Origin of the sequence: Pseudomonas silensiensis, assembly GCF_050434865.1 — a bacterium.
Lineage (GTDB): Bacteria > Pseudomonadota > Gammaproteobacteria > Pseudomonadales > Pseudomonadaceae > Aquipseudomonas > Aquipseudomonas fluorescens_W.
On sequence record NZ_JBNDJH010000019.1, the window covers coordinates 44,713 to 69,981 of the forward strand.

General features: G+C 59.1%; 14 protein-coding genes and 1 pseudogene. 8 read left to right on the forward strand and 7 right to left on the reverse strand.

Translation table 11 applies throughout. The annotated features are described in order from the left end of the window. Positions 1–169 precede the first annotated feature (169 nt). From QF010_RS23915 to QF010_RS23940, 6 genes are read left to right on the forward strand one after another with little or no spacing between them, the layout of a single operon-like run. Positions 170–895, forward strand: coding sequence for an RDD family protein (locus tag QF010_RS23915; RefSeq protein WP_429534073.1), 726 nt, complete (start codon positions 170–172; stop codon positions 893–895). Further along, positions 892–1,869, forward strand: coding sequence for a stage II sporulation protein M (locus tag QF010_RS23920; RefSeq protein WP_033057573.1), 978 nt, complete (start codon positions 892–894; stop codon positions 1,867–1,869). The genes QF010_RS23915 and QF010_RS23920 overlap by 4 nt, the downstream gene beginning before the upstream one ends. Continuing rightward, entirely contained in the window at positions 1,856–3,400 is a 1,545-nt protein-coding gene (locus QF010_RS23925; protein WP_429534074.1) for a DUF4129 domain-containing protein, read from the forward strand. The genes QF010_RS23920 and QF010_RS23925 overlap by 14 nt, the downstream gene beginning before the upstream one ends. Next, entirely contained in the window at positions 3,397–4,560 is a 1,164-nt protein-coding gene (locus tag QF010_RS23930; protein WP_429534075.1) for a DUF4350 domain-containing protein, read from the forward strand. The genes QF010_RS23925 and QF010_RS23930 overlap by 4 nt, the downstream gene beginning before the upstream one ends. After that, positions 4,557–5,558 (forward strand): AAA family ATPase, encoded by a 1,002-nt coding sequence (locus QF010_RS23935; protein WP_033057568.1) that lies wholly within the window; start codon positions 4,557–4,559, stop codon positions 5,556–5,558. Before QF010_RS23930 ends, QF010_RS23935 begins: the two co-directional genes overlap by 4 nt. Next, the gene (locus QF010_RS23940) at positions 5,555–6,886 is read left to right on the forward strand and encodes a DUF58 domain-containing protein (protein WP_429534076.1); all 1,332 of its coding nucleotides are present in this window, start codon (positions 5,555–5,557) and stop codon (positions 6,884–6,886) included. Before QF010_RS23935 ends, QF010_RS23940 begins: the two co-directional genes overlap by 4 nt. An 8-nt stretch (positions 6,887–6,894) precedes the next feature. Here QF010_RS23940 and QF010_RS23945 read toward each other — a convergent pair whose 3' ends face one another. From QF010_RS23945 to QF010_RS23965, 5 genes are all read right to left on the reverse strand, one after another. Then, a complete protein-coding gene (locus tag QF010_RS23945; RefSeq protein ID WP_429534077.1) occupies positions 6,895–10,932 on the reverse strand; it encodes a hypothetical protein in 4,038 nt (1,345 codons plus the stop codon). Further along, positions 10,925–14,998: a Tc toxin subunit A-related protein gene (locus QF010_RS23950; RefSeq protein ID WP_429534078.1), complete on the reverse strand. Its 4,074-nt coding sequence runs from the start codon at positions 14,996–14,998 to the stop codon at positions 10,925–10,927. Before QF010_RS23950 ends, QF010_RS23945 begins: the two co-directional genes overlap by 8 nt. 55 nt (positions 14,999–15,053) lie before the next feature. Beyond that, positions 15,054–18,710 (reverse strand): Tc toxin subunit A, encoded by a 3,657-nt coding sequence (locus QF010_RS23955; RefSeq protein WP_429534079.1) that lies wholly within the window; start codon positions 18,708–18,710, stop codon positions 15,054–15,056. A gap of 149 nt (positions 18,711–18,859) precedes the next feature. Continuing rightward, a complete protein-coding gene (locus tag QF010_RS23960) occupies positions 18,860–22,129 on the reverse strand; it encodes a hypothetical protein (RefSeq protein ID WP_429534080.1) in 3,270 nt (1,089 codons plus the stop codon). Positions 22,130–22,134: 5 nt separating this feature from the next. Beyond that, positions 22,135–22,284, reverse strand: a complete 150-nt coding sequence (locus QF010_RS23965) for a hypothetical protein (protein WP_429534081.1) — start codon at positions 22,282–22,284, stop codon at positions 22,135–22,137. Positions 22,285–22,441: 157 nt separating this feature from the next. Here QF010_RS23965 and QF010_RS23970 point away from each other — a divergent pair. Then, positions 22,442–22,578, forward strand: a pseudogene (locus QF010_RS23970) (DUF6124 family protein); the annotation flags it as partial. A gap of 57 nt (positions 22,579–22,635) precedes the next feature. Here the strand turns inward: QF010_RS23970 and QF010_RS23975 are convergent. Continuing rightward, on the reverse strand, positions 22,636–22,995 hold the full coding sequence (locus tag QF010_RS23975) for a PilZ domain-containing protein (RefSeq protein ID WP_033057560.1): 360 nt from the start codon (positions 22,993–22,995) through the stop codon (positions 22,636–22,638). Positions 22,996–23,237: 242 nt separating this feature from the next. Then, positions 23,238–23,624, reverse strand: coding sequence for a tetratricopeptide repeat protein (locus QF010_RS23980; RefSeq protein ID WP_429510929.1), 387 nt, complete (start codon positions 23,622–23,624; stop codon positions 23,238–23,240). Positions 23,625–23,781: 157 nt separating this feature from the next. Between QF010_RS23980 and pyk the strand changes: the two genes are divergently transcribed. Then, the gene (pyk, locus tag QF010_RS23985; protein ID WP_033057558.1) at positions 23,782–25,233 is read left to right on the forward strand and encodes a pyruvate kinase; all 1,452 of its coding nucleotides are present in this window, start codon (positions 23,782–23,784) and stop codon (positions 25,231–25,233) included. Positions 25,234–25,269 lie beyond the last annotated feature (36 nt).

Below are 25,269 nucleotides of genomic sequence, written 5' to 3' on the forward strand. Positions count from 1 at the left end.
CTGAAGATCGGCGAAGTCTAGGCGTTCACATCCCGCCCCGGCCAGTAATCTCGTCATTCAATCACCTCTGGCCACTTGCCGTGCAATACATAGTTATGTCGTTTTCCCCCGAGAGGCTGCTAGCATCGGACGGACATCGAATCCCGAACAGGCCACATCAAGGTTGCCCATGCTCGAGACCACAGCACTGCCAAGGAAAGCGACGCTGTCCCCGCCACTGGATACGCGGTACCAAGTCGAAACGCCGGAAGGCATCGACCTGCCACTGCGCCCTGCCGGGTTGATGGTTCGTGCGCTGGCGTTCTCCATCGATCTGGCGCTGCGCGGGTTGATCGTCGGCCTGCTATTTATTGTCCTGGCATTCCTCGGAAAACTCGGTGCAGGGCTCGGCTCGATTCTGTTGTTCGTGGTGAGCTGGTGGTACATGGTGCTGTTCGAAGTGCTCAATCAGGGTCGTTCGCCAGGCAAGCACTGGATGAGCCTGCGGGTGGTGCAGGACGATGGCACGCCGATCGGCTGGTCGGCTTCGCTGCTGCGCAACCTGCTGCGATTTGTCGACATGCTTCCGTTCGGCTATTTCCTCGGGGCCATCAGTTGCCTGCAACATCCCACCTTCAAGCGCCTCGGCGATCTGGCCGCCGGCACGCTGGTGATCTACCGCGAACAACCACTCGCCCGACCACAACTGCCCACCGCTCAGCCCCGGCGCCCGGCTTTTACGCTGACGCTGACCGAACAACGCGCCATCCTCGGGTTTGCCGAGCGTCAGGGTGAACTCTCTGAAGCACGGGTCAAAGAGCTGGCGGCCTTACTCGCGCAACCGTTGCAAGTGTCGGCGCCAGGTGCCGTGGACGAACTCAACGGCATCGCCCGCGGCTTGTTGGGTCCCACATGAAGCAAAGCCTTTTCGAAAGTCGCCACAAGGCGGAATGGGAGCAATTTACTCTTGTGCTTGAACAACTGGAGCAAGGCAAGGAAGCCGAACAAGTCGCCGGCTTCCCCAGTGATTATCGTCGTCTCTGCCAACACCTGGCACTGGCTCGGGAACGTGGTTACAGCAGCTTTCTGATCGACTCGCTACAGCAACAAGTGCTGCGCGGGCATCAACAGCTTTATCGCCACCGCAGTCGACTGGGTGCCAACGTGCTGGGCTTCATCCTGGCTGACTTCCCGCGACTGGTGCGCGAACAGTGGCGCTTCGTACTCGCCGCCGGCCTGATGTTTTTTGGCAGCCTGATCGGCATTGCACTGCTGGTGTACCTGTTCCCCGACCTGGTCTACAACCTGATCCCGGCCGAGCAGGTCAGCGAGATGCAAGGCATGTACGACCCCGAGGCCGGTCATCTGGGGCGCTCGGCGGAACGGGCGGCCAGTGAAGACTGGGTGATGTTCGGTTACTACATCATGCACAACATCGGCATCGCCTTTCAGACCTTCGCCAGCGGTTTGCTGTTTGGCCTGGGCAGCGCGTTTTTCCTGTTCTTCAACGGTTTGATGATTGGTGCGGTGGCCGGGCATTTGACGCACATCGGCTACGGGCAAACCTTCTGGTCATTCGTGGTTGGTCACGGCGCCTTCGAACTGAGTGCGATTGCCCTGGCCGGTGCCGCCGGCCTGCAACTGGGTTGGGCATTGATCGCGCCGGGACGCCTGCCCCGCTCCGAAGCCCTGCGATTGGCGGCACGCAAGAGCGTGCTGCTGATTTGCGGGGTCATGCTGTTTCTGCTGATTGCGGCGTTTATCGAAGCTTACTGGTCGTCCACGGTCGGGGTCGCGCCAATGACCAAGTACCTGGTCGGTGCTGCGCTCTGGTTGTTGGTGGCGACTTATCTGCTGTTTGCCGGACGGGCCCGCCATGCGCCTGAGTGACGCCACGGTTGTCATCCGCCCGCGCACAACCTGGGAAGCCATGGACCTGGGCGTCCTGCTGAGTCAGCGACACCGGCGCCTGCTGATGACCAGTTGGGCCATCGTGACCTTGCCGGTTTTCGCCCTGCTCAGCTGGGCGCTGTGGGATTCGCCCTCCCTCGCCGTGTTCATCTTCTGGTGGCTGAAACCGGCGTTCGACCGCCTGCCGCTGTACATCTTGTCCAAAGCCATGTTTGGCGAAACGCCCACGCTGAAGCAGGCGTTGCGCCAATTTCCGCGGCTGCTCAAACCGCAACTGCTGGAGAGTCTGACCTGGCGGCGCTTGAGCCTGAGTCGCAGCTTCCTGATGCCGGTGATGCAACTCGAAGGGCTGAGTGGTCAGCCACGACAACAGCGCTTGCAGGTGCTGTTGCAGCGCAACGCCGGTGCCGCGCGGTGGCTGACCATCATCGGCGTACACCTGGAAAGCGCGTTGTGGATCGGCCTGATGGTGCTGTTCTATATGTTCTTGCCGCAACAGGTCGAGCTTGATTGGAGCTGGCAGACCTTGATCACCGCCGCCACACAAGACTGGCGATGGCTGGAACACCTGACCAATGCCTTTTATGCATTGGTGCTCATTGTCTGGGAGCCGGTTTATGTCGCCTGCGGTTTCAGCCTCTATCTGAATCGGCGCACGGTGCTGGAGGCCTGGGATATCGAACTGGTCTTCCGTCGTATGCGCCAACGCCTGACCAGCGTCGCCGTCACCCTGTTGCTGGCGGCGTTCCTGTTGATGCCGACAACACAAACCGTGTGGGCAGCCGAGCCAGTCATTTCACTCGACAGCCCACGCTTGCTGGACCAGCCACTGACCAGTCAGGCATCCCGGGACAGCATCAAGGCGATCCTCGATCAGCCTCCGTTCAAGAACAAGGAATCGGTCACGCGCTATCGGTTTGGCGAGGACAAACCTGCCGCCGATACGGCGGACGATGACCCATCAACCGAATGGCTGGAGGCGCTGCTCAAGCTTCTGGACAACCAACGCTTCGGCGCAGCAGCCAGGCTGATTGAAGTTGTGTTGTGGGGTGTCGTGATCGGTGCCCTTGGTTTATTGATCTGGCATTACCGTGACTGGTTGCAAGCCTTCGTCAGCCGTCGACCGGCCTTGAACCGCAAGGTCGCGCGGCCGTTACCGCAACAGGCTTTTGGCCTGGACCTCAACCGCGAAACCCTGCCCGCCGACATCGCCGCCAGCGCCGAACGCCTTTGGCAAACCCACCCTCGCGAGGCCCTCGGATTGCTCTATCGCGGTCTGCTCAGCCACTTGCTGCACGACTTCAACATGGCGCTGAAACCCGCCGACACCGAAGGCCAGGTCCTGGAGCGCATCGAACACCTGCAACAACCTGCCTTGCTGGCCTTCAGTAAAAACCTGACCGGGCACTGGCAGAACATGGCCTACGGGCATCGCCTGCCTCCCGCGCATTTGCAACAGGAACTCTGTGACGGCTGGCGAGCCCTGTTCGGCCCGGGAGCGGTGCATTGAACCGGCAACGCTGGCTGGCGGTCGGCGTGTTCATCGCCGTGCTATTGATCGCGCTGAGTGTTTATCTGTACGTCAAGGCGACGCCCTATCAGACAGCTATCGATCACGGCCCCTCGCCCGAAGCCCAGGCCAACCCTTATCTCGCCGCCGAGCATTTTTTGCGCAAACAGGGCCTGTCGGTGAGCCACGCCAACAGCCTCGACATTCTGCCCACCCTGGAGCCGCGTCAGCACAGCCTGTTGTTGCTCGGGGACCGGTACAACATGACCCCGCGCCAGATCGATCAAGTGCTGAACTGGACCCGGGCCGGCGGACGCCTTTTGTTTGTTGCCCAGTCGCTGTGGGATGAAAAGACCGGCCAAAGCAATGACCTGCTGCTCGACCGGGTGCAGTTGCACCAGTCGCTGAGCAAAGACCTCAAGGACCCGCCGCCCGGGAGCGACGACGATCCTTATCCCAAGCTGACCAAGCTGTATCTGGAAGACGAAAACGCGCCGGCCTACGCCAGTTTCGATACCGCATTCCATCTCGAAGACCCGAAAAACCTCGCGCAAGCCTGGGCCAACAGCGGCAAGGCCACGCACATGATGCAGCTCAATCACGGGCTCGGTTCGATCACCGTGGTCACCGACGCCGACCTGTGGAAAAACCCGGCCATCGACCAGTACGACAACGCCTGGCTGCTGTGGTACCTGACCGCGGACACGAACGTGACCCTGCTGTTCAACACCGATCACGACAGTCTTCTGACCTTGCTCCTGCGCTATTTCCCTCAGGCGCTGGTCGCCCTGATCGCCCTGATCGGTCTTGGCTTCTGGCACGTCGGCGTACGCCAGGGTCCGCTGCTGGAATCGGCCCCGAGAGCCCGCCGCCAACTACAGGAACACCTGCGCGCCAGCGCTGATTTCATGTTGCGCCGCAACGGTCAGCAGCACCTGATGCAAGCCTTGCAGCACGACATCTTGCGTCGTGTGCGACGCCGTCATCCCGGTTTCGAGCAACTCGGCGTTGCCGAACAATGGCTGGTGCTCGCACGCCTGACCGGCCAACCCACACGCGCTATCAGCCAGGCCATGAGCCCGCGACCGAAGCAGCGGCTATCCAGCGCTGAATTCAGCCGTCAGGTCGCCCACCTGCAAACCTTGAGGAACGCCTTATGAGTGAACAGATCGAGCCCGGCACACTGAGCCACACGGCGCAGCAACGTCAACGCGCCAGCCAACTGGCCCAAGCGGTACGGACCGAATTACAAAAAGCAGTGATCGGCCAGAACACCGTGATCGACGACGTCCTCACCGCGTTGATCGCCGGCGGCCACGTGCTGCTCGAAGGCGTGCCTGGGCTGGGCAAGACACTGCTTGTTCGCGCCCTCGCCCGCTGCTTCGGCGGCGAGTTCGCACGTATCCAGTTCACCCCGGACCTGATGCCCAGCGACGTCACCGGGCATGCGGTGTACGACATGCAGACCGAGCAATTCAAACTGCGCAAAGGTCCTTTATTCACCAACCTTTTACTGGCTGACGAGATCAACCGCGCCCCGGCGAAAACCCAGGCCGCGCTGCTCGAAGCCATGCAAGAACGGCAAGTCACCCTCGAAGGCCGCGCCCTGCCCATCGTGCAACCGTTCATGGTGCTCGCCACACAAAACCCCATCGAACAGGAAGGCACTTACCCGCTGCCGGAAGCAGAGCTTGATCGCTTCATGCTCAAGGTGCGCATGGACTACCCCGACGCCGATCAGGAGCTGAACATGGTCCGCCAGGTCAGTCGCTCGACCCGGGCCGACATGCTCGATGTGCAACCCCTGCGCACGGTGTTGCAAGCCAAGGACGTGCTGGCCTTGCAGCGCATTGCCAGCGATTTGCCGCTGGACGATCAGGTGCTCGACTATGCCGTGCGCCTGGCCCGCACCACCCGCAACTGGCCGGGCCTGATCCTCGGTGCCGGGCCTCGGGCCTCCATTGCCCTGGTGCGTTGCGCTCGGGCGCGAGCGTTGTTGCGTGGCGGCGAGTTTGTGATTCCGGATGACATCAAAGGCTGCGCCCTCGCGGTGTTGCGTCACCGTGTGCGGATTGCGCCGGAGCTGGACATCGAAGGGCTGGACGTCGATCAAGTGCTCAAGCAACTGCTCGACCAAGTGCCGGCGCCACGCCTGTGAAACCCTCGCGCCTGTTACTGATCTGGCTTGCATTGCTGCTAGCCATCGGCATCGTGCTGGGCGCGTTGCGGGCATTGGAATTCGCGGTTCCATCGAGCCTGTTGTCGATCAATTGGGGATTGCTACTAGCACTGCTGGCCCTGGCAATACTCGACGTCGTCCGCCTCAAACGCCTGCCCTCCCCCCGCCTCCAGCGAAAAATGCCCGGCAGTCTTGCACTCGGTCGATGGGGTGAAGTGCGACTGGAGCTCAAACATGACTTCGCTCAGCCACTGACCGTACAAATTTTCGACCATGTGCCGGAAGGCCTGAGCTTCGAATACCTTCCCCTGTCGGTCGACCTGCAACCCGGCCAGCACAGCCACATCGGTTATCGATTGCGCCCTCTCAAACGCGGGCACTTCAGTTTCGAGTTCTGTGAAATCAACCTGCCGAGCCCATTGGGGCTGTGGTCCGACAAACGCTTGCTCAACGTGGTCGACAACACCCGCGTCTACCCGGACTTCGCCCGCCTGTACGGCGGCCAACTGCTGGCGGTCGACAACTGGCTCAGCCAACTCGGCGTGCGCCAACGCCAACGACGCGGCCTGGGCCTGGAGTTTCATCAACTGCGCGAATTCCGCGAAGGCGACAGCCTGCGCCAGATCGACTGGAAAGCCACCGCCCGCCAACGCACACCCATCGCCCGCGAATACCAGGACGAGCGCGATCAACAAATCATCTTCATGCTCGATTGCGGCCGGCGCATGCGCAGCCAGGACGATGAGCTGTCGCACTTCGACCACGCGCTCAATGCCTGTCTGCTGCTCAGTTACGTCGCCCTGCGCCAAGGCGACGCAGTGGGCCTGAGTACCTTCGCCAACGACCGACCGCATTACCTCGCCCCGGTCAAAGGCACTGAACAACTCAAGGTCCTGCTCAACACCGTCTACGACCTCAACAGCACCCAACGCCCCGCTGATTACCAGGCCGCCGCCAACCAGTTACTGGCCCGCCAAAAACGCCGGGCGCTGGTGGTGCTGGTGACTAACTTGCGGGATGAAGACGATGAAGAACTGCTGACCGCCGTCAAACGCCTGAGCAAGCAGCATCGGGTGCTAGTGGCGAGTCTGCGTGAGGACGTGCTCGACACGCTGCGGCATACGCCGGTGCAAACATTGCCGGAGGCGCTGGCCTATTGCGGGACGGTGGAATATTTGAATGAACGGGCGGAGCTCCATGAGCGGTTGAGTGCTCATGGAGTTCCCGTTGTAGATGCTCGGCCCTCAGAGTTGGGGGCCGAACTGGTGACGCAATATCTGAGCTGGAAAAGAAGCGCCGCGTTTTGATTTTTCAATCAGTCCACTACCGTGACATCTACGGCGCCAATGTCCGAGGAACCATCAGAATTCTCAACCTTGACGGCCAGGGACACGACATCCGATGTGTCCATCGGCCTCCAATAGCTCAGGTATTTTCCGTTGTGGTCGGTAGTGGCATCGGTGAATGGCGCGCCATTATTGGAAACCAGAATGCCCCTGCCTGACATTGGCTGACGGGTTTCCTTGTCCACTATCTGCGCAGTCATCGTGACAAACGTGTTCACCGGAACCGGATTCACCGACGCGACAACGGACTCGACAGCCGCATGACTCGCTTCAAGAACGGTTAATACCAACGATTTCGTATCCCATCCAGCCTGGCCCCCTTTCACCGATGCCCACAACACAGCCTCACCCGACACCCCCGGGGTGAAGCGAACCGTGGCCTTTCCATCCGCATCGGTCAGTGTTGGCGCCAAGGACGTGTTGTCGTATTCCCACATCACCTCGACATTCACCAAGGGCTCATCCGTGTTGGCTGAAATCACCAAAACCCGGGCGGTCCTTTCTTGCCCCGGATAACCGGGCGGATCATCGCTGACCAACTCTTTTATCTGACGAGGCTCACTCAGGTAAAACGGCAACGAAACCGAATCCGAATTCAGCGCATCCCCGACCGACGCCGTCAGTTCAAACGCACCCGGTGTGGCTGGCATGAAACGAATCTTCGCCACCCCGTAAAAATTGGTGATCGATGTGGTTACGCCAAGATCAGGGCTGCGCCAGGTCACGGTCAGGCCCGACATCGGTTTGCCGGTTATTCTCGAGACAACGGTGATCTGTTCCGACACCTCCGCGCCCCACAGCAGCGTCTGGTTGACACGCTGACGCTCGGCGATTTTCACCACTTGAGAGCCCTCACCCAACGACATCGCATTGGCCGGCGACAGGCTTGCCAGTCGCTCCGACGACAGGCGCAACGCAAAACTGCCATCCTTCAAATCGCCAACGTTGAATAGGTACTGCAATCCCGCGTCGTAGAATGGCCGGGGCACGCCAAGCCCTTCCGACAAAAACCTGATCCCCAGTTCGGCAGGTCCGGTGCCGGTCATTCCCAGCGTCAAGGGATGACCAAACAATGGACTGTTACTGGCGGCCTCCAGATCGACAGAATGCTCCCCCTTGCGACGCGGGAACCAGGTTTTTTCGCCCCAAGGCTGGAAGGGTTGCTTGTCAAAACTGACCCTCAGCCCTTCCCACGGATCGCTCGCCAGCGCAGTGACCGTCATGGCGCGTTGCTCTTGATAACCGTCGTAAGGGCTCACTACCAACGCCTCTACCCGATGCTCCAAATTACCGGCTGCGGGCGCATAAGCAAAACCAGACCAGCCATCGTCATCGGTTTTCGCCTCACTTGAGCTCTCTGATGTCGTCCATGTCACCGGCACCTGATCCACGGCATTCCCGGTGAAATGAGAGAACACCCGAACCCACTGCCAGGCAGGGTCTTGTCCGACGACCGGGTCCACAGGCGATTCACGAAACGTCTCAATCCTGACTTTGTTATGCGCCAGTGCCATCGGCTTGGCTGTGGCAACGAAATCCAGCTGAGGCAGTGCCAACGCCAGGGCAAATTGGCCAGGCTTCTCGCTGGCGGTAAAGTCCAACGTCCAGAGTGCGCCCGCGTCGCTGATGGGTTGAGGGAGGTTCAAAGCGGGTTTTACAGTTGCACCCAACTGCTCGGCAGGTGTCCCCGACCACGTCAGCGATGACATCAACCCCACCAACGGGCTCAACGCATTGGGCTGCACGTTCAAGCGATGAAGCGCACCCAGACAGGGATAGAGCGTCTGACCGTCAAGCGTTGCCGGGACCTGATCCAGTACCAGGCTCACTTCTTCTGTCAGATCCACGGACACCAACCGCCCAGACAACTCTCGAACGGTTGAAACCCCGTCAAGGCGTAGTTCCAGTTCAAACAGACTGCTTAGACTGGTATTCGCCTCCGAGACAAGCGTCCATTCCACACCGCTTGCCAGCAGGGGTTTGGGTGTTCCAAGGTCACCAGGCACCAATCCGATATCAGGCGCTGCACCTCGCCAGTGCAAACTGATGTTTTTGCCAACCCATGAGCTGCCGGAGACAGGCTCGACCTTCAGAGTATGTGTCTGACCACGTCGGCAGAGCACGCCAAGCGCGACCCGATCAACCTCGACGTTATCGAGCAGGATCTTGACCTCGCTCTTCCATGGACTGGTCGCCAGCGGCTTCACATTGAAAGGCTGTTCTATTGGCACCGCCTCTGTGTGAGCCCTGACTTTGGCAGTGATGTCGTGAGGCTCAGCGCGTTTAGGCGTATACAGCAAACTGGCCCAGCCGCCTCTACCCGTAACAGTGGAAACGGTTGCTTCGGGGGTCTCCCAGTCAACCAGCGCATTGATGACAGGACCACCGTCGCCGCTAGCCACGACATGCAACACCTGCACCCTCAGCAGCACACGTTCCTGTTCATCCACCACCGGAAACTTGTTGGCTTCACGCACGTCACCGATCTTCACCAGGTTACGCGCCAGTGACATGCGTTTTTTCGGCGATGGCAGCAACAACTTCGAGCAGACCAGCGACAGCTCAAACCGGCCGTCAAGACGGTCCTCACTCGTCAGTGTCCAGAGAACGTCGGAGCCTTCGACCGGCACCGGCGTTTCAAGCGCCGGATTGACGGTAACCCCCAATTGTTCAACAGAATCGCCGCTCCAGTGCAGACACACATCCGTTCCCGACAATACCGCGGGCAGTTTCACGTGAACCTGATAGGTTGAACCCCGATTGGGATAGCCGATCCTTTCCTCCCAAGGCGTCCCCTGCTCCTCGACAACCGCCAGGACCTCCTTCCACGGATCCGTCGCTAACACCCGCACCGTCAGCATTTGAGTCACGACGCCAGTGGCGTAATACGGGCTGTCGACCGATGCCTGGATGTCGTATTCACCCGCATCCGTCGGCTCAAAAGGGAAGTATGCCCAGCCATCGGTATTGGTGACGGCAGCACTTTTGACGCCGGTTGCGGTGACCGTCCAGTTCACCGTCCGTCCGCTGAGAAACTGACCGGTGTAATACGACGCCACTCGAACCCCCAGACAAACGCTTTGCCCCGGAATCGGGTAGTAAGCCGCTTCCTGCACATCACGAAACACCAAGCGGTGATGCCCCAGCGACACCGTGATCGGGTAAGGTTCGGCGGTGTACTGGTTAAGCAGGTTTATCGAAAAGAGGTAGGGTTCTTCATCTCCGATCCACGGGCAATCGAGCCGCCATTGATCCTCAATCGGATGATCAACGCCCCAGCCAGGCGTTGTGACAATCGCCTCTTGCGGGTTGTCGTTGCTGGTCAACGCGGCCTTGGTGCCCAGCCAGGTATTGTCTGGTGCGAGGTCGAACTTCAGCTGGTGAGTAAAGCTCGCGGCAGCCCCAAGGCATAAGTGCAAAGTCCCCGACGGTAGCACCGGTTCATCGTCAAGGATCAGCCGTTGCATCTGCGCCGGCTCCAGATGCAACAGAAGCTTGATCCGGGTAATACACACCTGCGACGTGTAGTCCCCGAGCTCGTTGGGCGGGCTGAACACGCTGACGGTGATGGTGTCTTGGCCGAGGAACGGCAGATCCAGGTCGACTTCGTATTCGATCGGCTTGAATACCAGCGGCTGGCCGCTCTTCAAACGCGCCTGATCCTCCTCCAGATCCCGGGGTTTACCCGGCAACAACAGGATTTCCAACGTCTCTTGCTGCCCGTCGATACTGACTACCAATCTGCCCGCTTCGGTATGCCGCATCTCGCACAGGAAACTGAGGACATAGCGAGCTTGAGCACCCGGATCTTTTGGAATCGTCAATGACTGACTGACCGAAGACTTATTACCGGCCTTCAGAAAGCTAATCAGTATGCCTTCATAAGTTTCGCTCGACGTACCCAGCCAGTCCTGATTGACCGGGCCCTTTTTCCAATGACTGAATCCCTTCTCGAATTCGCCATCGAGCACCAGATTCTCATTGGCCAGAATAATTGGTTTACCCATGACGGCTTGCTCCTTCAACGTTAAAGCGCTGGGCTGGCATCTCGGCTCGGGTCACCAGGTCTTCCACGGCTCGAATGAACGTCGGCTCCCCGGCTTTGGCCGTGTAGCGAATGCGCACAATGACGTCCGTCAAAGAGAGCAGCATGGCGAGCTGTGACTCTTTTTTCGGCCATGGAAAGTTCAACTTCCAGCGAGATACCCCCCCGGTATTTTCGAAGGGGTTGAGCAAGCCTTCATCAGGTTTCATCGCGGTCATGCCGTTGTCGGCCAGTCCTGCCGACAAAGCTATTTGCTGACCGCTGCGCAGGTTGATTTGCACGTCGGCGGGGGCCACGGCACCGTCAGGTTTGTGCAAATACCTCACCGACGGGGTCGATGCCTTGGTCGCGATCATGCTGCCGACCTGGAGCAAAGTGGCCCGCACATCCTGGAAAGGCCCGGTCAGCACCGGCAGATCGACCTCGACCGAGCTGATTTGCCGGCAGTAATGCCCCGGATGGTCACGATCAAAAAGCAACTGCGTGAGCCTGAACTCCAGCGTTCCTTTATCCCTCAATTGTTTCAATGCATCCGTCCAGGTGGCAAAACCCGGCTGCGGATCGATCGTGTCCTCGAACAATTGCCGAAGCGAAACGGTTTTGACCAATTCCAGCCGTCGCTCATACCGTTGCAGATACTCACGTTCCATGCGCAGCAAATGCCCGCGCAGGTGCTCGCCTGCCGTCAGACCGTGGCGGTTGTCCAGCCAGACTTGGGGCAACGGAGTCTGAGCGTCGTAATCGCCGGTTTCGGCGCTCAGCGAGGCCTGGGCGCTGAGGCACAAGCTGACGACCGCATCGTACGCCTGGTAGTGCAACGCCTTGAACTGGCCGAGCAACCAGCCGAACAGTTCGGCATTGGTCGCACGCTTCTTGAGGAAGTTGTAAACCGTCAACGACTGACTGTTGGCCCTGAGGGTTTGCTCCAGGCTGGTTTGAGCAGCCTGCACGGCGCAGGTCTGTGCAGTGACTTGCTCATCGATTGCACGGACTTCCGCCAACGCCTGATCACGTTGCAGTTCCCATTCACCGCGGCGACGGCGGTAGCCTTCAGTGGCGGCCTGTTTGTCTGCGTCCATTTGCACCACCGACGAGGCGACGCCCAATCCGAAGACAACCGCATCGACAGTTTTCTCGAGACGATGCCCACCATTCGAAAAACCGAAAATGTTGGGCATTGAAGCAAGCACCGCGCCGGCGGGTTTGATGCTTGAGGCCGTCAACGACAATTGTTTTGACAGATACAGATTTTCCATGACCTCGTACTCAACCGCCGACACATTCTCGTCATAGCGTTGTGCATAGGCATCAGCCCGTTCCTGCGCGACTGCCCGGCTTTGCGCCAGGGCGGTCACGTTCGCTTGCAGTTGGGCGATGGTTTGCTCCTGTACGGTCTTGGCATAGGTTCCAAGCTCCACCAGATGGTTTTGCTGCATTTCTTCCTGTTCGGCGCGATCCCGTTGCTCAAGCAAGCGCAGTACTTGATTGCCGTACTCCTGCAGGACCTGCACTGCACGCAACGCAACCTCGAACGTCACTCGCCAACGGAAGGCACCGACCACCAGCCGCCCGCCCATCGGTCTTGGCCCGCCAACACCTCCAGACGCGAGATCACGCAACAATTGATTGGGATCCGTGGGCGGGCTGAAGAGCGGTATATCCAGCGGTTTGCCATCGAGTGTCAGATTGTTGCGCAGGTTATGCAGGCGCTGGCCCGGCAAGTCGTACAGCGCGAGCAACTGTTCATTGATCGGGCAGGTAAAGGGTTCGTTTGCCAGTAGCCCGAGCTCGGGAGGCGCCTCGGCGGCGGGAAAGTCCGTCAGACTGTACGCGAGGTTTTGTTCAAACTGCTCAAGCGCTGGTCGCGAAGCGCTCCGGTTTAACAGACTGTCCACCGTCTCTGTTTGCCAACGGTTCGCCGTTCGCACCAACGGTGGTTGGCCCATCAGGAACTCAGCCTGGACATAGCACAGCTTTGCCGCGACCAGACTGTCACGGGTGAGTTGACGGTAGTACCAGTCCCCCCAGGCCACCAGATTCTTGACGTAGTCCGTGAACACCAGAACCTTGAAGTGATAAGGCGCGGAATAGCCAATGGCGTCCGGATCGGTCGGGGCTCGGGTTTCACAGCCCACATTGCCTTCGACGTTCAGTGGACGACAGCGCCAATACAGGGGTTTTGGATTCGGAGGTAGTGGTTGCTCAGAATCGGCCGGTGCCTGTGGATCAAACAGGTAATGCAGCCATTTTTGCGCCTCCAGGTAACGATCCTCCGCCCGTAGACGCGTCGCGACCAGATGAGGCAAATGGAAAAACAGCTCCCAGAAAAACAATCCGTTGGCGCCGTTGAACGCACCGTTCGGCTCGTTGATCGGGCCTGATGCCGGGGGCGGCTCCGGCAGAAATTGTGTGTCCCAATCGAGTACGGCATCGACGGAAATGTTCGAACGCTGTACCAGTTCCGGGCCGAACAGTGAGTTCAGACGGACGAACTTGAGCGCCAGGTCTGACTTTTTCAGATCGAGAAATTGTGCCGCATCGAGGGTGTTTTTCAGCAGCACAGGCGGGATGAAGTCGGTAACGTTGACGATCGTCAATACAAATCTTTTACGTCCCCCCGTAGCGGAACCAAAGGTAAAGGTCGGATTGCTCCATGTCCCTTTTGCTCGTCTGAAAACCTGCCATTCGGTTCCCCAGCCACCGGCATTCGGCTTGGTTATCTTGATCGGCTCCGGGTCCGGGGAAGTTTTGCCCGTAAACGTCAATTCAAATTCAGCGTTGCCGGCAACGAGTGTGGGCCGCAAGAAGCCCCGAACAACAAGCACATCGTCAACACCGTCGCGATACGCGACAGCCTGCAGGTCCAGGTAGGGCAACAGGGGGCCCGCAGTCTCCTGACTGACAACGATTGTCGGCTGATCCATCAGCGGATGCTGCACCGTCTCGGCAGTGATAAAGCGATGCTTCGCCGCGTAATCCAGCCAACCGCCATCATCGTCGGTCAACGGACGGAACAGCACATCACGCACTGCATAGACATTGAGGGAATTGGCGTCAGACTTGCCGTTAGTCAACAAGACCCCCAGCTTGCCTTTGGGGTTGTGATCATCGGCCCACACGGTCGCAATCAGCCGTGCTCCCTCAGAAAGGTCCTTGGGTGGCTCGGAACTGTGCAGGCTCAACGGTGCCGACCATTGGCCATTCTGCGTCATGAAGGCCACGCTGATGTCCAGCCTGTGCGGCAAAAACTCGCCAGGCTGTTGCCCCTCCACCCTTTCGCGCCACTCAGCCCACACCAGGCACAGCCGCCCGTTCCAGAACACCGGTCGCATGTCCAGCACCCTCGCACCGGTGGGAATATCCACCGGCTGCCACTCACTCCACGCCGCCGGATTGATGGCAACATCGGCTGTCGAGAGCTCCACCTCGGCCTTGCGCCAGAAGTACTGGAAGGGCGGCACGCGCTGGCGACCGACAAAGTAATAATCGGCGCGCGTGGGTGATCCACCGTCCATGTAGCTGCTGATCACGTCCAGATTGCAGGTCTGCTCGAACGTTTGCAGATAGTCCCGCAGGGCGGCTTGAACGGAGTCGCTGTTCAAACGGGTCTGGTTCAGGTTGTTTTCAAGCGTTTTGAACAGGCTGGTTTTGCGCTGCCGCACAAAGGGGTTGATGAAGTTTTCCGGGTAAAGCGCAATCAGCTGTAGCGCTGCCCAATCCGGGTAATTGCTGTAAAGCTCCCAGGTGGCCAGATCCTGCTTGTCGAATTCGATCGACCCATAGCCCGGTTCGAGCTTGCGGTATGCGGCATGAATGAACTGCTGGGCGCAGCTCGTCGCTTCGGCGACCCAGGAGCTCTGAACCGGGTAGCTGTCCAGCGGATCCATGCGCAGCAGTTCGAACAAATCCGCCGGCGTTCTCAGGAAGCCCAACGTCGGCTTGTCTCCTTTGCCAACTTGCCCGATGCAGTACTCGACCAACGCGTTACGGCGTTTTTCGAGCAATCCAGCCATATTGTTCAGTGCCATGATCCTTCCTCCAGAAGGTGTAAATCGGGGACACACAACCAGCGAGCGACGCCGTTCACAGGCCAGCCTCTTGGCCATCAAAAGTGATGGTTTCAAAATGCTCGACCGACTCACCGGCCTCGCTCATGACACTGATCTTGAACTTTCCACCGGTGGAACTGGAGACGAACACGCGCGTCAGGCCCTCCTGGTTCGTGTAGCCCTGCGCCGGGCGAATGACCAGCAAAGGTGGCGCAATACCGGACGCCTCTGACTCGGAAGACCATCTCACGAGGCTGTTTTTCCCAAGGTTTCGGTAGTCATCCATCAGCGTGGCGTAAAGTTCGATTTCCTCGCCGAACGCCACAGGCCCCAACGGCACCCGCGCCATGAGCGGTGGCGGAAATTGCAAGCTGGCGTTGTCGGCGATGACGTTGATGGGGGGGGCGTACTTCGGTTCAAACAGATCCAGCCAGTACAGCGGGGTGTCCGTCCCCATGACATTGCCGGGTATGAACTGCGCCTCGACCGTGCCATCAGGCTGCGTTGCTGCGCTGGCAATGCTGCCCAGGGTGGCGCTCCAGTAAACGTTGACACCGCTCAGCGGTTGTCCGTCGATGCCCCTGAGAGTCACGATGAAGGTGATGGTTGCCCCCGGTTTGTTGGCAATCACCTCGTTCTTGTTGTCCTTGACAGTACAGGTCATGGTGACGAGCTGTTTCAGATCCTCGGAGAAGGCAAGCTCAGGCGCAGGGGTTTCGGACAGGCTCAGCAAAGCATGCTCTGCAGCATCCTTGTACTTCGTCTTGTCGACGGTCTCCGGCAATGTGCCGATCAGGAAGATCGTCAAGGCATCCATGCCGGTGTGCCTGGCCAGCACCCGAACGCGCATCAGCAGATCCAGCTGGGTCAGGTTTTTCAGGACTTTGAGTTGCGGATCAATGCGGCCGACGCACTCGCGCACCTCCTGCACGCTCCAGTCGAAAAACTCGGCCAGCCGGATCGATGCCGCTTGTTGGGCCAGAAGCAGTGCGTGTCCGGTCAGCGCGGAAGGCAGTGCGTTGACCTCGCGCAAATAAGCGAGCAGTTTCTGTGCGGGTTGCTCGCTCAGCTCGAACGCCCGGGTGAGTGACGTCAAGTAATAAAGCGTACTGACCGTGAACGCGTGTTTGTCGTCCTGGTTCAACCAAGCCCTATGGCCATAGTCCAGATAATCCTGCAACAGCTCGGCCCCGAGCTCCAGTTTCGTCACCACCGCACTGCGGCGGCGTACGTCGGCCAACAGCGTGAGCAATGGATCAGATTGTTCGTTACGCCCCCTCACAGACTCGTCAAGATCCAGCCCCGTACGCTCGAGCACCTGGCGCAACAGCCAGTACACCGTGGCATTGGCCCAGGCCAGAACCAACAATGCCTGCTCGGCGTTGACGCCCGCATACACCGCCAGGCACTCCTTGACCACCGACACCTGAGTCTCTCTGGCCTGCAGGAGCACGGTGAGCATTTTTTCGACGATGACAGCGCGCACGCTTGCATTGCTTTCACCCAGGCCATCCTTCACCGCTTGATCAAGCGCTACGCGTGCAAAGACCAGATACTCGGCCTCCGTTCCCGTTGGAGCCTGGATCAATCCGTCGGGATCGACCAGCGCCGTCAGCAGGCCCAGCCAACTGGCACCCGCCAGCGCTGGCACACCGGCCGCCAACAACGCTGCGTTGGTGAACAGTGCACCGGGCAACAGATTGCGCACCTGTTCAAACAACTGGCGTTCATTGTCAGAGACGGCGGCCAGAGCCTGTGGCGCCGAGACCTGCTGCAGCATCCAGAGCACCGGAATGTTGCGATCTGCACACCATCCCGCGCAGGAATGCATCGCATAGATGAGGTTCAACGCATCCGGCGTACTGACGATGGCCGTATTTAATGGGAACCGACTGATCAGGGGAGCCCCCGCCAGGCCATCGAGCCAAGACTCCCCACCCAACAATGTGAGCATCAGGACGCCTTCGACCGGCGTAATGCCCAACAGGCGCGGCAGCTTCACCAGGCGGTAAAAACTGGACAGGGTCGCCGCGTTACGCGTCAGATTGTTGCCCGCGACACTCTGTGCTTCGGCAATCGCCAGGGCCAGATAACTGTAGGTCTGCAGATCGATCGCCAACGCGCTGCATATCTGGATGACCGTCAAATCGGGCACGCCCTGTGCCGGCAGCACCGGGAACGTGTCGTTATCGAGCACCAAGGCTTGACGATAATCGCCCTGCCCATTGAAGACTTGATCGAATTGCGAGAGCGCTTCACCACGACCGTAAATCGACAACTCGTCGATAAACACGGCAAAGTCTTGCGCCGTACACCCATAGCGCTCGCGCAATGACTGAAACAGGCCCAATGCGTGCACGACTCTTTCCGTGATCTGCCATGCAGCGGCCTGCGCACCACCGCGCGCTTCAGCCCTGATGGCGGCCACCAATAGTGCATCCACCTGCTCGCTGGGCAGCTCCAGCCACTGATCCAGGCGCAGTTTGCGGTTCATCCGGTCATATCGGTCAAGACCAATGGCGACGGCGGGATCCGCTGATAACCGATGGAGAAACGAAGGCCCTACTCCGCGGCCCTCAATATTGACGCCAGGGTGGGTATTGGCATTGAGGTAAACCGAACCGGAGTACGCGCTTTCCGGCCCCTCAGGCGCCGATCCCTGGTATGGCACATTGGCCGAGCGCTTAGGGGCGAAGCTGCGAACCGACAGCAGCGCCTCGAGCCCCGGAGTGTCGAGCTTGGTTCGCTCGCCGAAGAATGGAACTTGAATGAGGTTCTGCCAAGTCACCCCATCGGCACCGAAATTCCGTGCATAGAATCCCTCCCGATCTGCAAATGCCGGAGGACCTTCCGTCAGCAACGTTCGTTGATAAGGTCCCAGCCGCGACGCGTGGGCCAGGGCCCGAGCCGCATCACTGTCCCAGGCCTGATCCTGCAAAAAATAGGGAAAGGATATATCCACCATGTGCGCAAAATTGCCCACCGACAGGCCATGGTGACGGGCGACCGCATCCAGGGTGACCCAGTGCTGGTAGTACGGGAGCCCGTTGGGATATCGCGCATTGATCATCGCCTGCTCAAGATTCGCGTCATCCCTGCTTCCGCTTTCTTCCCCGTATTGATTGATGAACGTTTCAAGCACTGGAACGATGATGTCGACCGAAGACACTGTTCGATGTACCGCGTTGAAGTCGACGGCCAGCGGCTTCAGGTCTTTGCGGCGGTCATGCAGCAGCAGCTTGCCATCGGTGTTTTGCAGGGACTCGATGCGGCGCTGGATCCACCGCAACAGCTCGATCAGATACGCCACTGGCGAGGCGAGAGACTCCAGAGCATCCGGGGGGCACAGGCTGTCGAACCTGGGGCTGAACAGACGCTCAAAACTGGGTCCGTCAACCATCGACAACAAACCGCTGCGCGGCCCGGCACCCTCTGCTTTATCACCGTGCAGGCTGTGCTCGATAAACTGGCGCCGCACGTAGATGGCCATGCTGTTGGCCCGGCGCAAAAACCGGCGCGCGTCATCGGGGCTAATGCCGTAGTCCATCACCAGCCCTTGAACGCCCTTTTCCACCAGCGAAAAGATCGACCCGCCTTCCCTCAGGTAAGTCCCGAGGCCGGCGTACTGTGTGAGTTGTTGTTCACTGAATACTTGATTCAGCAGCTGCAAGGCAGGGCGAGAGTCAGTCATGGTCAGGTTCCTTGGGTCGATAACGTCCCTGAACGGCCTGGAAAACCGCTCAGGCCGTGCGTTCGATTGAAGAGATTTGGCGCCTTGGCGCGGTCACAATCCACTGTCATAACTGACAGTTTTGATGACCGCTCGTCGGTAAACGGATGTCAGGGCTCCGCTACCGGGGGCACGCTTTCGAAGCGTTTGCTCTCGACCCAGTCGGAAACCGTCGCGCCATCGGCAACATCAGTGATGCTTTGCCTGAACCGGCACCATTGGCCACCCAGGGGCAGCGATTGCTGCGCCTCCCCCTGCCAGGCCCCACCCGTGACGGGAAGATCGGGCGCCCATACTTGATCCGGACTGAACCAGCTCACCACTTGCCCAACGCCAGGCCTGCCCCGGCCTTTGAACCCGACCGGATGACTGACCCTCTGCCCCTGCGCTGGCGCATCGACGGGAGGCTGATACGTACCCAACACCACCGCACGCGCAATAGAATCGCCCGAATCGAACCCGTCGCACGACGCTACAGCCACCAGTGCGTAGAGGCCGCCGGGCTGATCGAACGCCACCGTCACCGACCAGGTGCGATCCTCCAGCACCGGACTGAGTCCCAGCACAGAATGTGTGGCATCGGCCAGCTTCACAGTCACACTGTCCCCCGGCACACCGAAGCCTGACACCACCACCCGCCGACCGATGTGCTCGTCCGTGGCCGGGGTTTCGATAAACGGGGCCGCCGGCACGACGTTGTAGTTAAGAGGCTGGCTGTCCTTGGATGTCCATCTATCAAACGTTTGCCTGGCCCAGATGGTTTTGGCGCCGACCGGCAACTTCGTTACCTCGGCTTGCCAGAAGCCGTCATTACCCACCGCAATATCCGTCAGCAAAGGCACGGCAGCATCCTTCAACCAAACCTCTACCCGCCCGCCCGGCATGGCCCATCCCGAAAGAGTCGAGGTTCGCGGCAGATCGCCGTTTTCCATCGGCACCGAAATGACCGGCGGCGCCAGCACCACCTCAAACACACGGGGTTCACTGCGCTCGGACGCCCCTTGATTGAGCTTCTGCTGCGCGTCAATGGTGTAGCGACGAAATTCCAGCCCGGTGAGATCCATTGACCATTCACCGTCCTCGGTCAATACCTTGGGCTCGCCCAGAGCTCTGTCGAATTGAGCGTCGCGCAGCTGCATCGTCGCCCCGTTGTAGCCCTTGTCGCCCTTTACGGTGAAGTCGCGCCACACGTCTGCCTTATCATCAGGGCCGGTAATCTGCGGTGTTGGCAATTTGACTGCAAATTGTCGGGACGCCGGGGGGGACGGCTCCAGATCAGCAAAAGTCTGTGTCGCAGTGACCGTATATTCTTCTGTCGGGGTGAACGGAGTCGGGCGTTTAAAAACCCAGGTGCCGTTGCTGACATCAGGCTTATGCACATCAGCGCTGTCGTTGAACTTCAGAGTGACCACCGCCCCGGCCCAGCACGTGCCCGCCACTTCCGCATGTAACTCGTCAACGGTGACACGGGTGATCTCAGGTGCCAGCAGCCCGATGGCGACATTCAGTTCAACAGGCGTAGAGGTCAATCCATCTTTTTTATGGACCACAAAGACTTTTCGCGACTTTGTCGGCCCCCAAGTGGCCGACGCTGCGATTGACCAGCCTGGACGGGTGAGCAGAACAGGGCGAGTGACATCGTTATTGCCCGCATCCAGAACGTGAATCGTCGCCCCGACAATGCCCTTGCCGGTAAAGGTTGGCGTGTAGTCCGTGACGCTGTAGGCCACCTCGCTCGGTGGCGCAAGATTTTCGATGGTGACCTTGATCTCGACGAAAGCAGAAGTCGCCGTTTCGATTTTCTGCACCACCTTGATGGATCGCGAGTTCACCGGCGCCCAAGGTGCCCTGGCACGGGTCAACCAGGTTCCGGCGTTGACGGAAGCATCCGGTACATCCACGGAGCCGCCTGCAGTGTCCGTGATGATAACTGTTGCCCCATTCTCGCCATTGCCAGTGAAAATCGGCGTGCGGTCGTCCACGGTGTACTTAACGTTGGTGGGCGGCGGTACGGCCCTGACCACATCGAATGTGTTCGGCTGCGAAGGTATCCAGCCATTGGCATTGTCGGGCACTTTCTGAACCGCACTCAGCTTGTATGTACCAAAGGTCCAGTTCGCCGCCGTGGTTTCCCACTGGCCGTTTCTCACCTGTACGGCGGGCGGTGCCGTTCCCCCGGGGCCGCTGACAACGGTGATCTCGACCGTGGCGCCAGTATGGCCAACACCTGAAAACTTCACGCTTGCTACAGGTGTGGTCAGAAATTCCGTTTTGATGGCCGCCAATTGGGGCGGTCGGATTTTGAAGCCGCGCGCCTGACTGCGACCGGAACGCTCACCGCTGCCATGGATCCGCTCCGCCACAAGGGAAAGAGGCCCCGGGGGCAAGCCACTGAGTGCCACGCTCCAGTTTCCATTGTCCTGGAGACTATGGCGGCCCCAAGACGTGTCTGTAAGATCGGTAAAGACCTCGATCTGGACACCCGTATTACCCAACCCATTGTTACCCAATCCACTGTTACCGATCAGCGTAAACGCCGGTTCCTGCTCCGTCCCCGCGCCAGGGCCAGTGATCGAAGGTACACCCGGGACAATCACTGGAACCGCGGTCGACCACCTACTCAAACCACCATCCTTGGTCTGCCATGCATGCAGGGAGTTGGCGCCTTGCGGCAAAGGCCGTGTGAGCGTCGTCGACCAGCTACTGTCTGATCGTACCTCTACGGCGCCATACGGTATTGCATCATCAAACTTGTGGATAACGACCGTTGCGCCTGGCTCACCCCTTCCTGAAACAACCGGCTTGCTCACCCAGATCACTTCATCTTTAACTGGAGTAGTAATGCTCGGTGGTGGGCGCAAGTGGAAGGTGAAGCTATCGGAGTACAACGCAGTGTAGTTAGTTATCCAATGTTTAACGATTGCCGTGTAAGTATCGGACACTAATGACTCATTAAGTCCGAGTAACCAATTAGAGTTTCTTTGCAAGGTCCCTACACCGCTGAGCGGTTGCAGATTGTCTGCCCGAAGAATTTGTACATGACCGCCAATCGTTGCGGTTCCTGAAACCGTCCCAAAAGGCCCCCACAGCGCCTGTTCTGGCGTGGGTGAGCTGACTGTCACCGGGTCACTGACGTAAAATTTTGCCGAAGCGTACCAGTCAGACCATCGGTTACTGCTCGTATTGAAATACTGGTAATGAACTTCGTATTCACCGCTGTCTAAATTATCTATTGCCCGATGAGTAAAAGGTAAAGATATATTAGTTAACAGATCTTCTTTTACAAACCTGCCGTAGCGGTAAAAATGTAGCTTGACCTCTGCGTCTTTCAGGTCTTGACCTGAAGGCCCTCTGATCAAGACCTCCTGGCGCGATACCATTGCGTTCACCTCAGGGCTCCCCAACGGTCGGTACTGAGGAGCAAAGGTCTGATCTGGTTGATCTGGTTGATCTGGTTGATCTGGTTGATCTGGTTGATCTGGTTGATCTGGTTGATCTGGTTGATCCAACATGATGGCGCTCCGATGTGAGGCATACAGCCACTTCATTGAAGCTATTTAAAGCCTGAACACAGTGCACCAAACACCTGTAAAAACTGACAGTTCAGACGAACGGTAACCGTCTCCCCGCCCCTTTCCCCCGTGTTTCCAAGCCCTCAGTCCGCGGCTACATCCCCTTGCGCCGCAGCCTTCATTCTGCTGCTCGACCTGGCCGAAAACCTGGACGACAAACCGCGTCACCTGGCGATGGCGATTTATCAGTTGAGTGAATTGGGGTTGTTGCTGGTGGAGAGGTCGCTGTAGACGAGATGGCGATCAAGACGACGTAGCAAATAGACAGGTAGCAGCTGGCGCAGCCTGCGCCAGCTGCCACAGGTTACGGACTTTCAGGCAGAAGCAGGCAACGGCTGAAAACTGAAGTATTGCTTCAAGGCCTCCACCAGTTGCCCATATTCCGGCGGCGCCCGTTGCAGGCTGAACCCTGCGTCATAGTGGTGAGGAGTCGTGTCTTCATGGCACCACAGGCAACACGCCTGAAGATCAATGACCTGAATGCAGCCATCGCTGGCGGGGATTTTCAGGCGCAAATCGAATTCAGCGCCGATCATCATCGGCAACTGACTGATCAGCATCAGCCCTTCATCGGACACGTTGCCCAGAAAGCCGATGGGTTTGTCAGTGACGCTGTTGAACACTCTTAGAAAATACGGCAGTTGATGCCGCTCGATCCGGCGGTCAGTAAACATGAGCAAATGGCCCAGCAAGGCTCTTAAGCAGAGCCGCACTAATGCTTCGGAACGGGCCTGCTTCTTTTAATACAGAGGCATGGGCTCGCTCTCCCTGATCCCGGTGCGACAGTCCATAAAGCCGCTGCCGCTTACTCCTGCCGATCACAGGTGTTGCGTCGATTAGAGGCAAGGCTCTAAACCGATCTATTCGACTATAGCTCACCCCCGCCGGTGGGCCAGCCTTTGAACAACCAGGACAATCAGAACTGCGTCGGGCGCACGACCGCAGTTGCACTGCGCAGCGGATAGTGGCCCAGCGACTGCAAGGTTTCCAGGCGGGCGCGAGCGCGGTAGGCGTATTCACTTTGCGGGTACGAGGCGATGATGAACTGATAGGTTTGCGCCGCATCGACAAACATTTTCTGACGTTCCAGGCACAACCCGCGCATCATCGATGCTTCCGGCCACACGTAAGGCCGAGCTCGGCTGGCGCGTTCGACTTTGGACAGTTCGAGCATCACCTGCTCGCAATTGCCACGGTCATAGGCGCTGTAGGCGTTATTCAAATGATGGTTCATCGACCAACGGGTGCAGCCCGTGATACTGAGGGCACTGATGGCAAGGGCGGCAATGAGCACGAATCGCATGGGGGTTCTCCTGTCTTGAGCTCTGTATCGACCCGTGGCGCGAAATCTTCAGGAATGTTCGTTTAAAGAAACAAACGAAAAAGTAGTGCACATGAACAATGACTACACCCGAGGACCATAGTAGCCTCACTCAGCGCTTGAACTCAGGAGTCTATGCATGTCCGTCCGTCGCACCAAAATCGTCGCTACCCTTGGCCCGGCCAGTAACTCGCCGGAAGTTCTCGAACAGCTGATTCTGGCTGGCCTGGACGTCGCCCGCCTGAACTTCTCCCACGGCACCCCCGACGAGCACAAGGCTCGCGCGAAGCTGGTGCGTGACCTCGCTGCCAAGCACGGCCGCTTCGTCGCCCTGCTGGGTGACCTGCAAGGCCCGAAAATCCGTATTGCCAAATTCGCCAACAAGAAGATCGAGCTGAAGATCGGTGATCAATTCACCTTCTCCACCAGCCATCCTCTGACCGAAGGCACCCAGACCATCGTCGGCATCGACTACCCGGATCTGGTCAAAGACTGCGGCGTAGGCGACGAGCTGCTGCTCGACGACGGTCGCGTGGTCATGCGCGTTGATACCGCCAATGCCACCGAGCTCAATTGCACCGTGCTGATCGGCGGACCGCTGTCCGACCATAAAGGCATCAACCGTCGCGGTGGCGGCCTGACCGCACCGGCCCTGACTGAAAAAGACAAGGCCGACATCAAGCTCGCTGCCGAGATGCAAGTCGACTACCTCGCCGTGTCTTTCCCGCGTGACGCCGCCGACATGGAATACGCCCGTCAACTGCGCGACGAAGCCGGCGGTACTGCCTGGCTGGTGGCGAAGATCGAACGCGCCGAAGCCGTGGCCGACGACGAAACCCTCGACGCGCTGATCAATGCATCCGACGCCGTCATGGTGGCTCGTGGTGACCTGGGTGTGGAAATCGGCGACGCCGAGCTGGTGGGCATTCAGAAGAAAATCATTCTGCACGCGCGCCGCCACAACAAAGCTGTGATCGTGGCGACCCAGATGATGGAGTCGATGATCCAGAACCCGATGCCGACCCGCGCCGAAGTGTCCGACGTAGCCAACGCCGTACTCGACTACACCGACGCCGTGATGCTCTCGGCTGAAAGTGCTGCTGGCCTGTACCCGCTGGAAGCGGTGCAAGCCATGGCGCGCATCTGCATCGGCGCTGAAAAGCACCCGACCAGCAAGACCTCCAGCCACCGCATCGGCAAGGTTTTCGAAAGCTGCGACCAGAGCATCGCGTTGGCGGCCATGTACACCGCCAACCACTTCCCGGGCGTAAAGGCGATCATTTCCTTGACCGAAAGTGGCTACACGCCGTTGATCATGTCGCGCATCCGTTCCTCGGTGCCGATCTACGCGTTCTCCCCGCACCGCGAAACCCAGGCCCGCGCGGCCATGTTCCGTGGCGTCTACACCGTACCGTTCGACCCGGCATCGCTGCCGCCTGAGCAAGTCAGCCAGGCCGCGATCGACGAGTTGCTCAAACGCGGCGTAGTCGAGAAAGGCGACTGGGTCATCCTGACCAAGGGCGACAGCTACCACACCATCGGCGGCACCAACGGGATGAAAATCCTGCACGTTGGCGACCCGATGGTCTGAGTGACCGGTTGCTGAAAAACAAAAGCCCCGCCATGT

Bases quoted from the DNA above. Each gene is read 5' to 3' on its own strand.
- QF010_RS23920 (WP_033057573.1), top strand. From the start codon at position 892: ATGAAGCAAAGCCTTTTCGAAAGTCGCCACAAGGCGGAATGGGAGCAA.
- QF010_RS23915 (WP_429534073.1), top strand. From the start codon at position 170: ATGCTCGAGACCACAGCACTGCCAAGGAAAGCGACGCTGTCCCCGCCA.
- QF010_RS23975 (WP_033057560.1), bottom strand. From the start codon at position 22,995: ATGTTTACTGACCGCCGGATCGAGCGGCATCAACTGCCGTATTTTCTA.
- QF010_RS23950 (WP_429534078.1), bottom strand. From the start codon at position 14,998: ATGGCACTGAACAATATGGCTGGATTGCTCGAAAAACGCCGTAACGCG.
- QF010_RS23965 (WP_429534081.1), bottom strand. From the start codon at position 22,284: ATGCCTCACATCGGAGCGCCATCATGTTGGATCAACCAGATCAACCAG.
- QF010_RS23935 (WP_033057568.1), top strand. From the start codon at position 4,557: ATGAGTGAACAGATCGAGCCCGGCACACTGAGCCACACGGCGCAGCAA.
- QF010_RS23980 (WP_429510929.1), bottom strand. From the start codon at position 23,624: ATGCGATTCGTGCTCATTGCCGCCCTTGCCATCAGTGCCCTCAGTATC.
- pyk (WP_033057558.1), top strand. From the start codon at position 23,782: ATGTCCGTCCGTCGCACCAAAATCGTCGCTACCCTTGGCCCGGCCAGT.
- QF010_RS23925 (WP_429534074.1), top strand. From the start codon at position 1,856: ATGCGCCTGAGTGACGCCACGGTTGTCATCCGCCCGCGCACAACCTGG.
- QF010_RS23955 (WP_429534079.1), bottom strand. From the start codon at position 18,710: ATGACTGACTCTCGCCCTGCCTTGCAGCTGCTGAATCAAGTATTCAGT.
- QF010_RS23960 (WP_429534080.1), bottom strand. From the start codon at position 22,129: ATGGTATCGCGCCAGGAGGTCTTGATCAGAGGGCCTTCAGGTCAAGAC.
- QF010_RS23945 (WP_429534077.1), bottom strand. From the start codon at position 10,932: ATGGGTAAACCAATTATTCTGGCCAATGAGAATCTGGTGCTCGATGGC.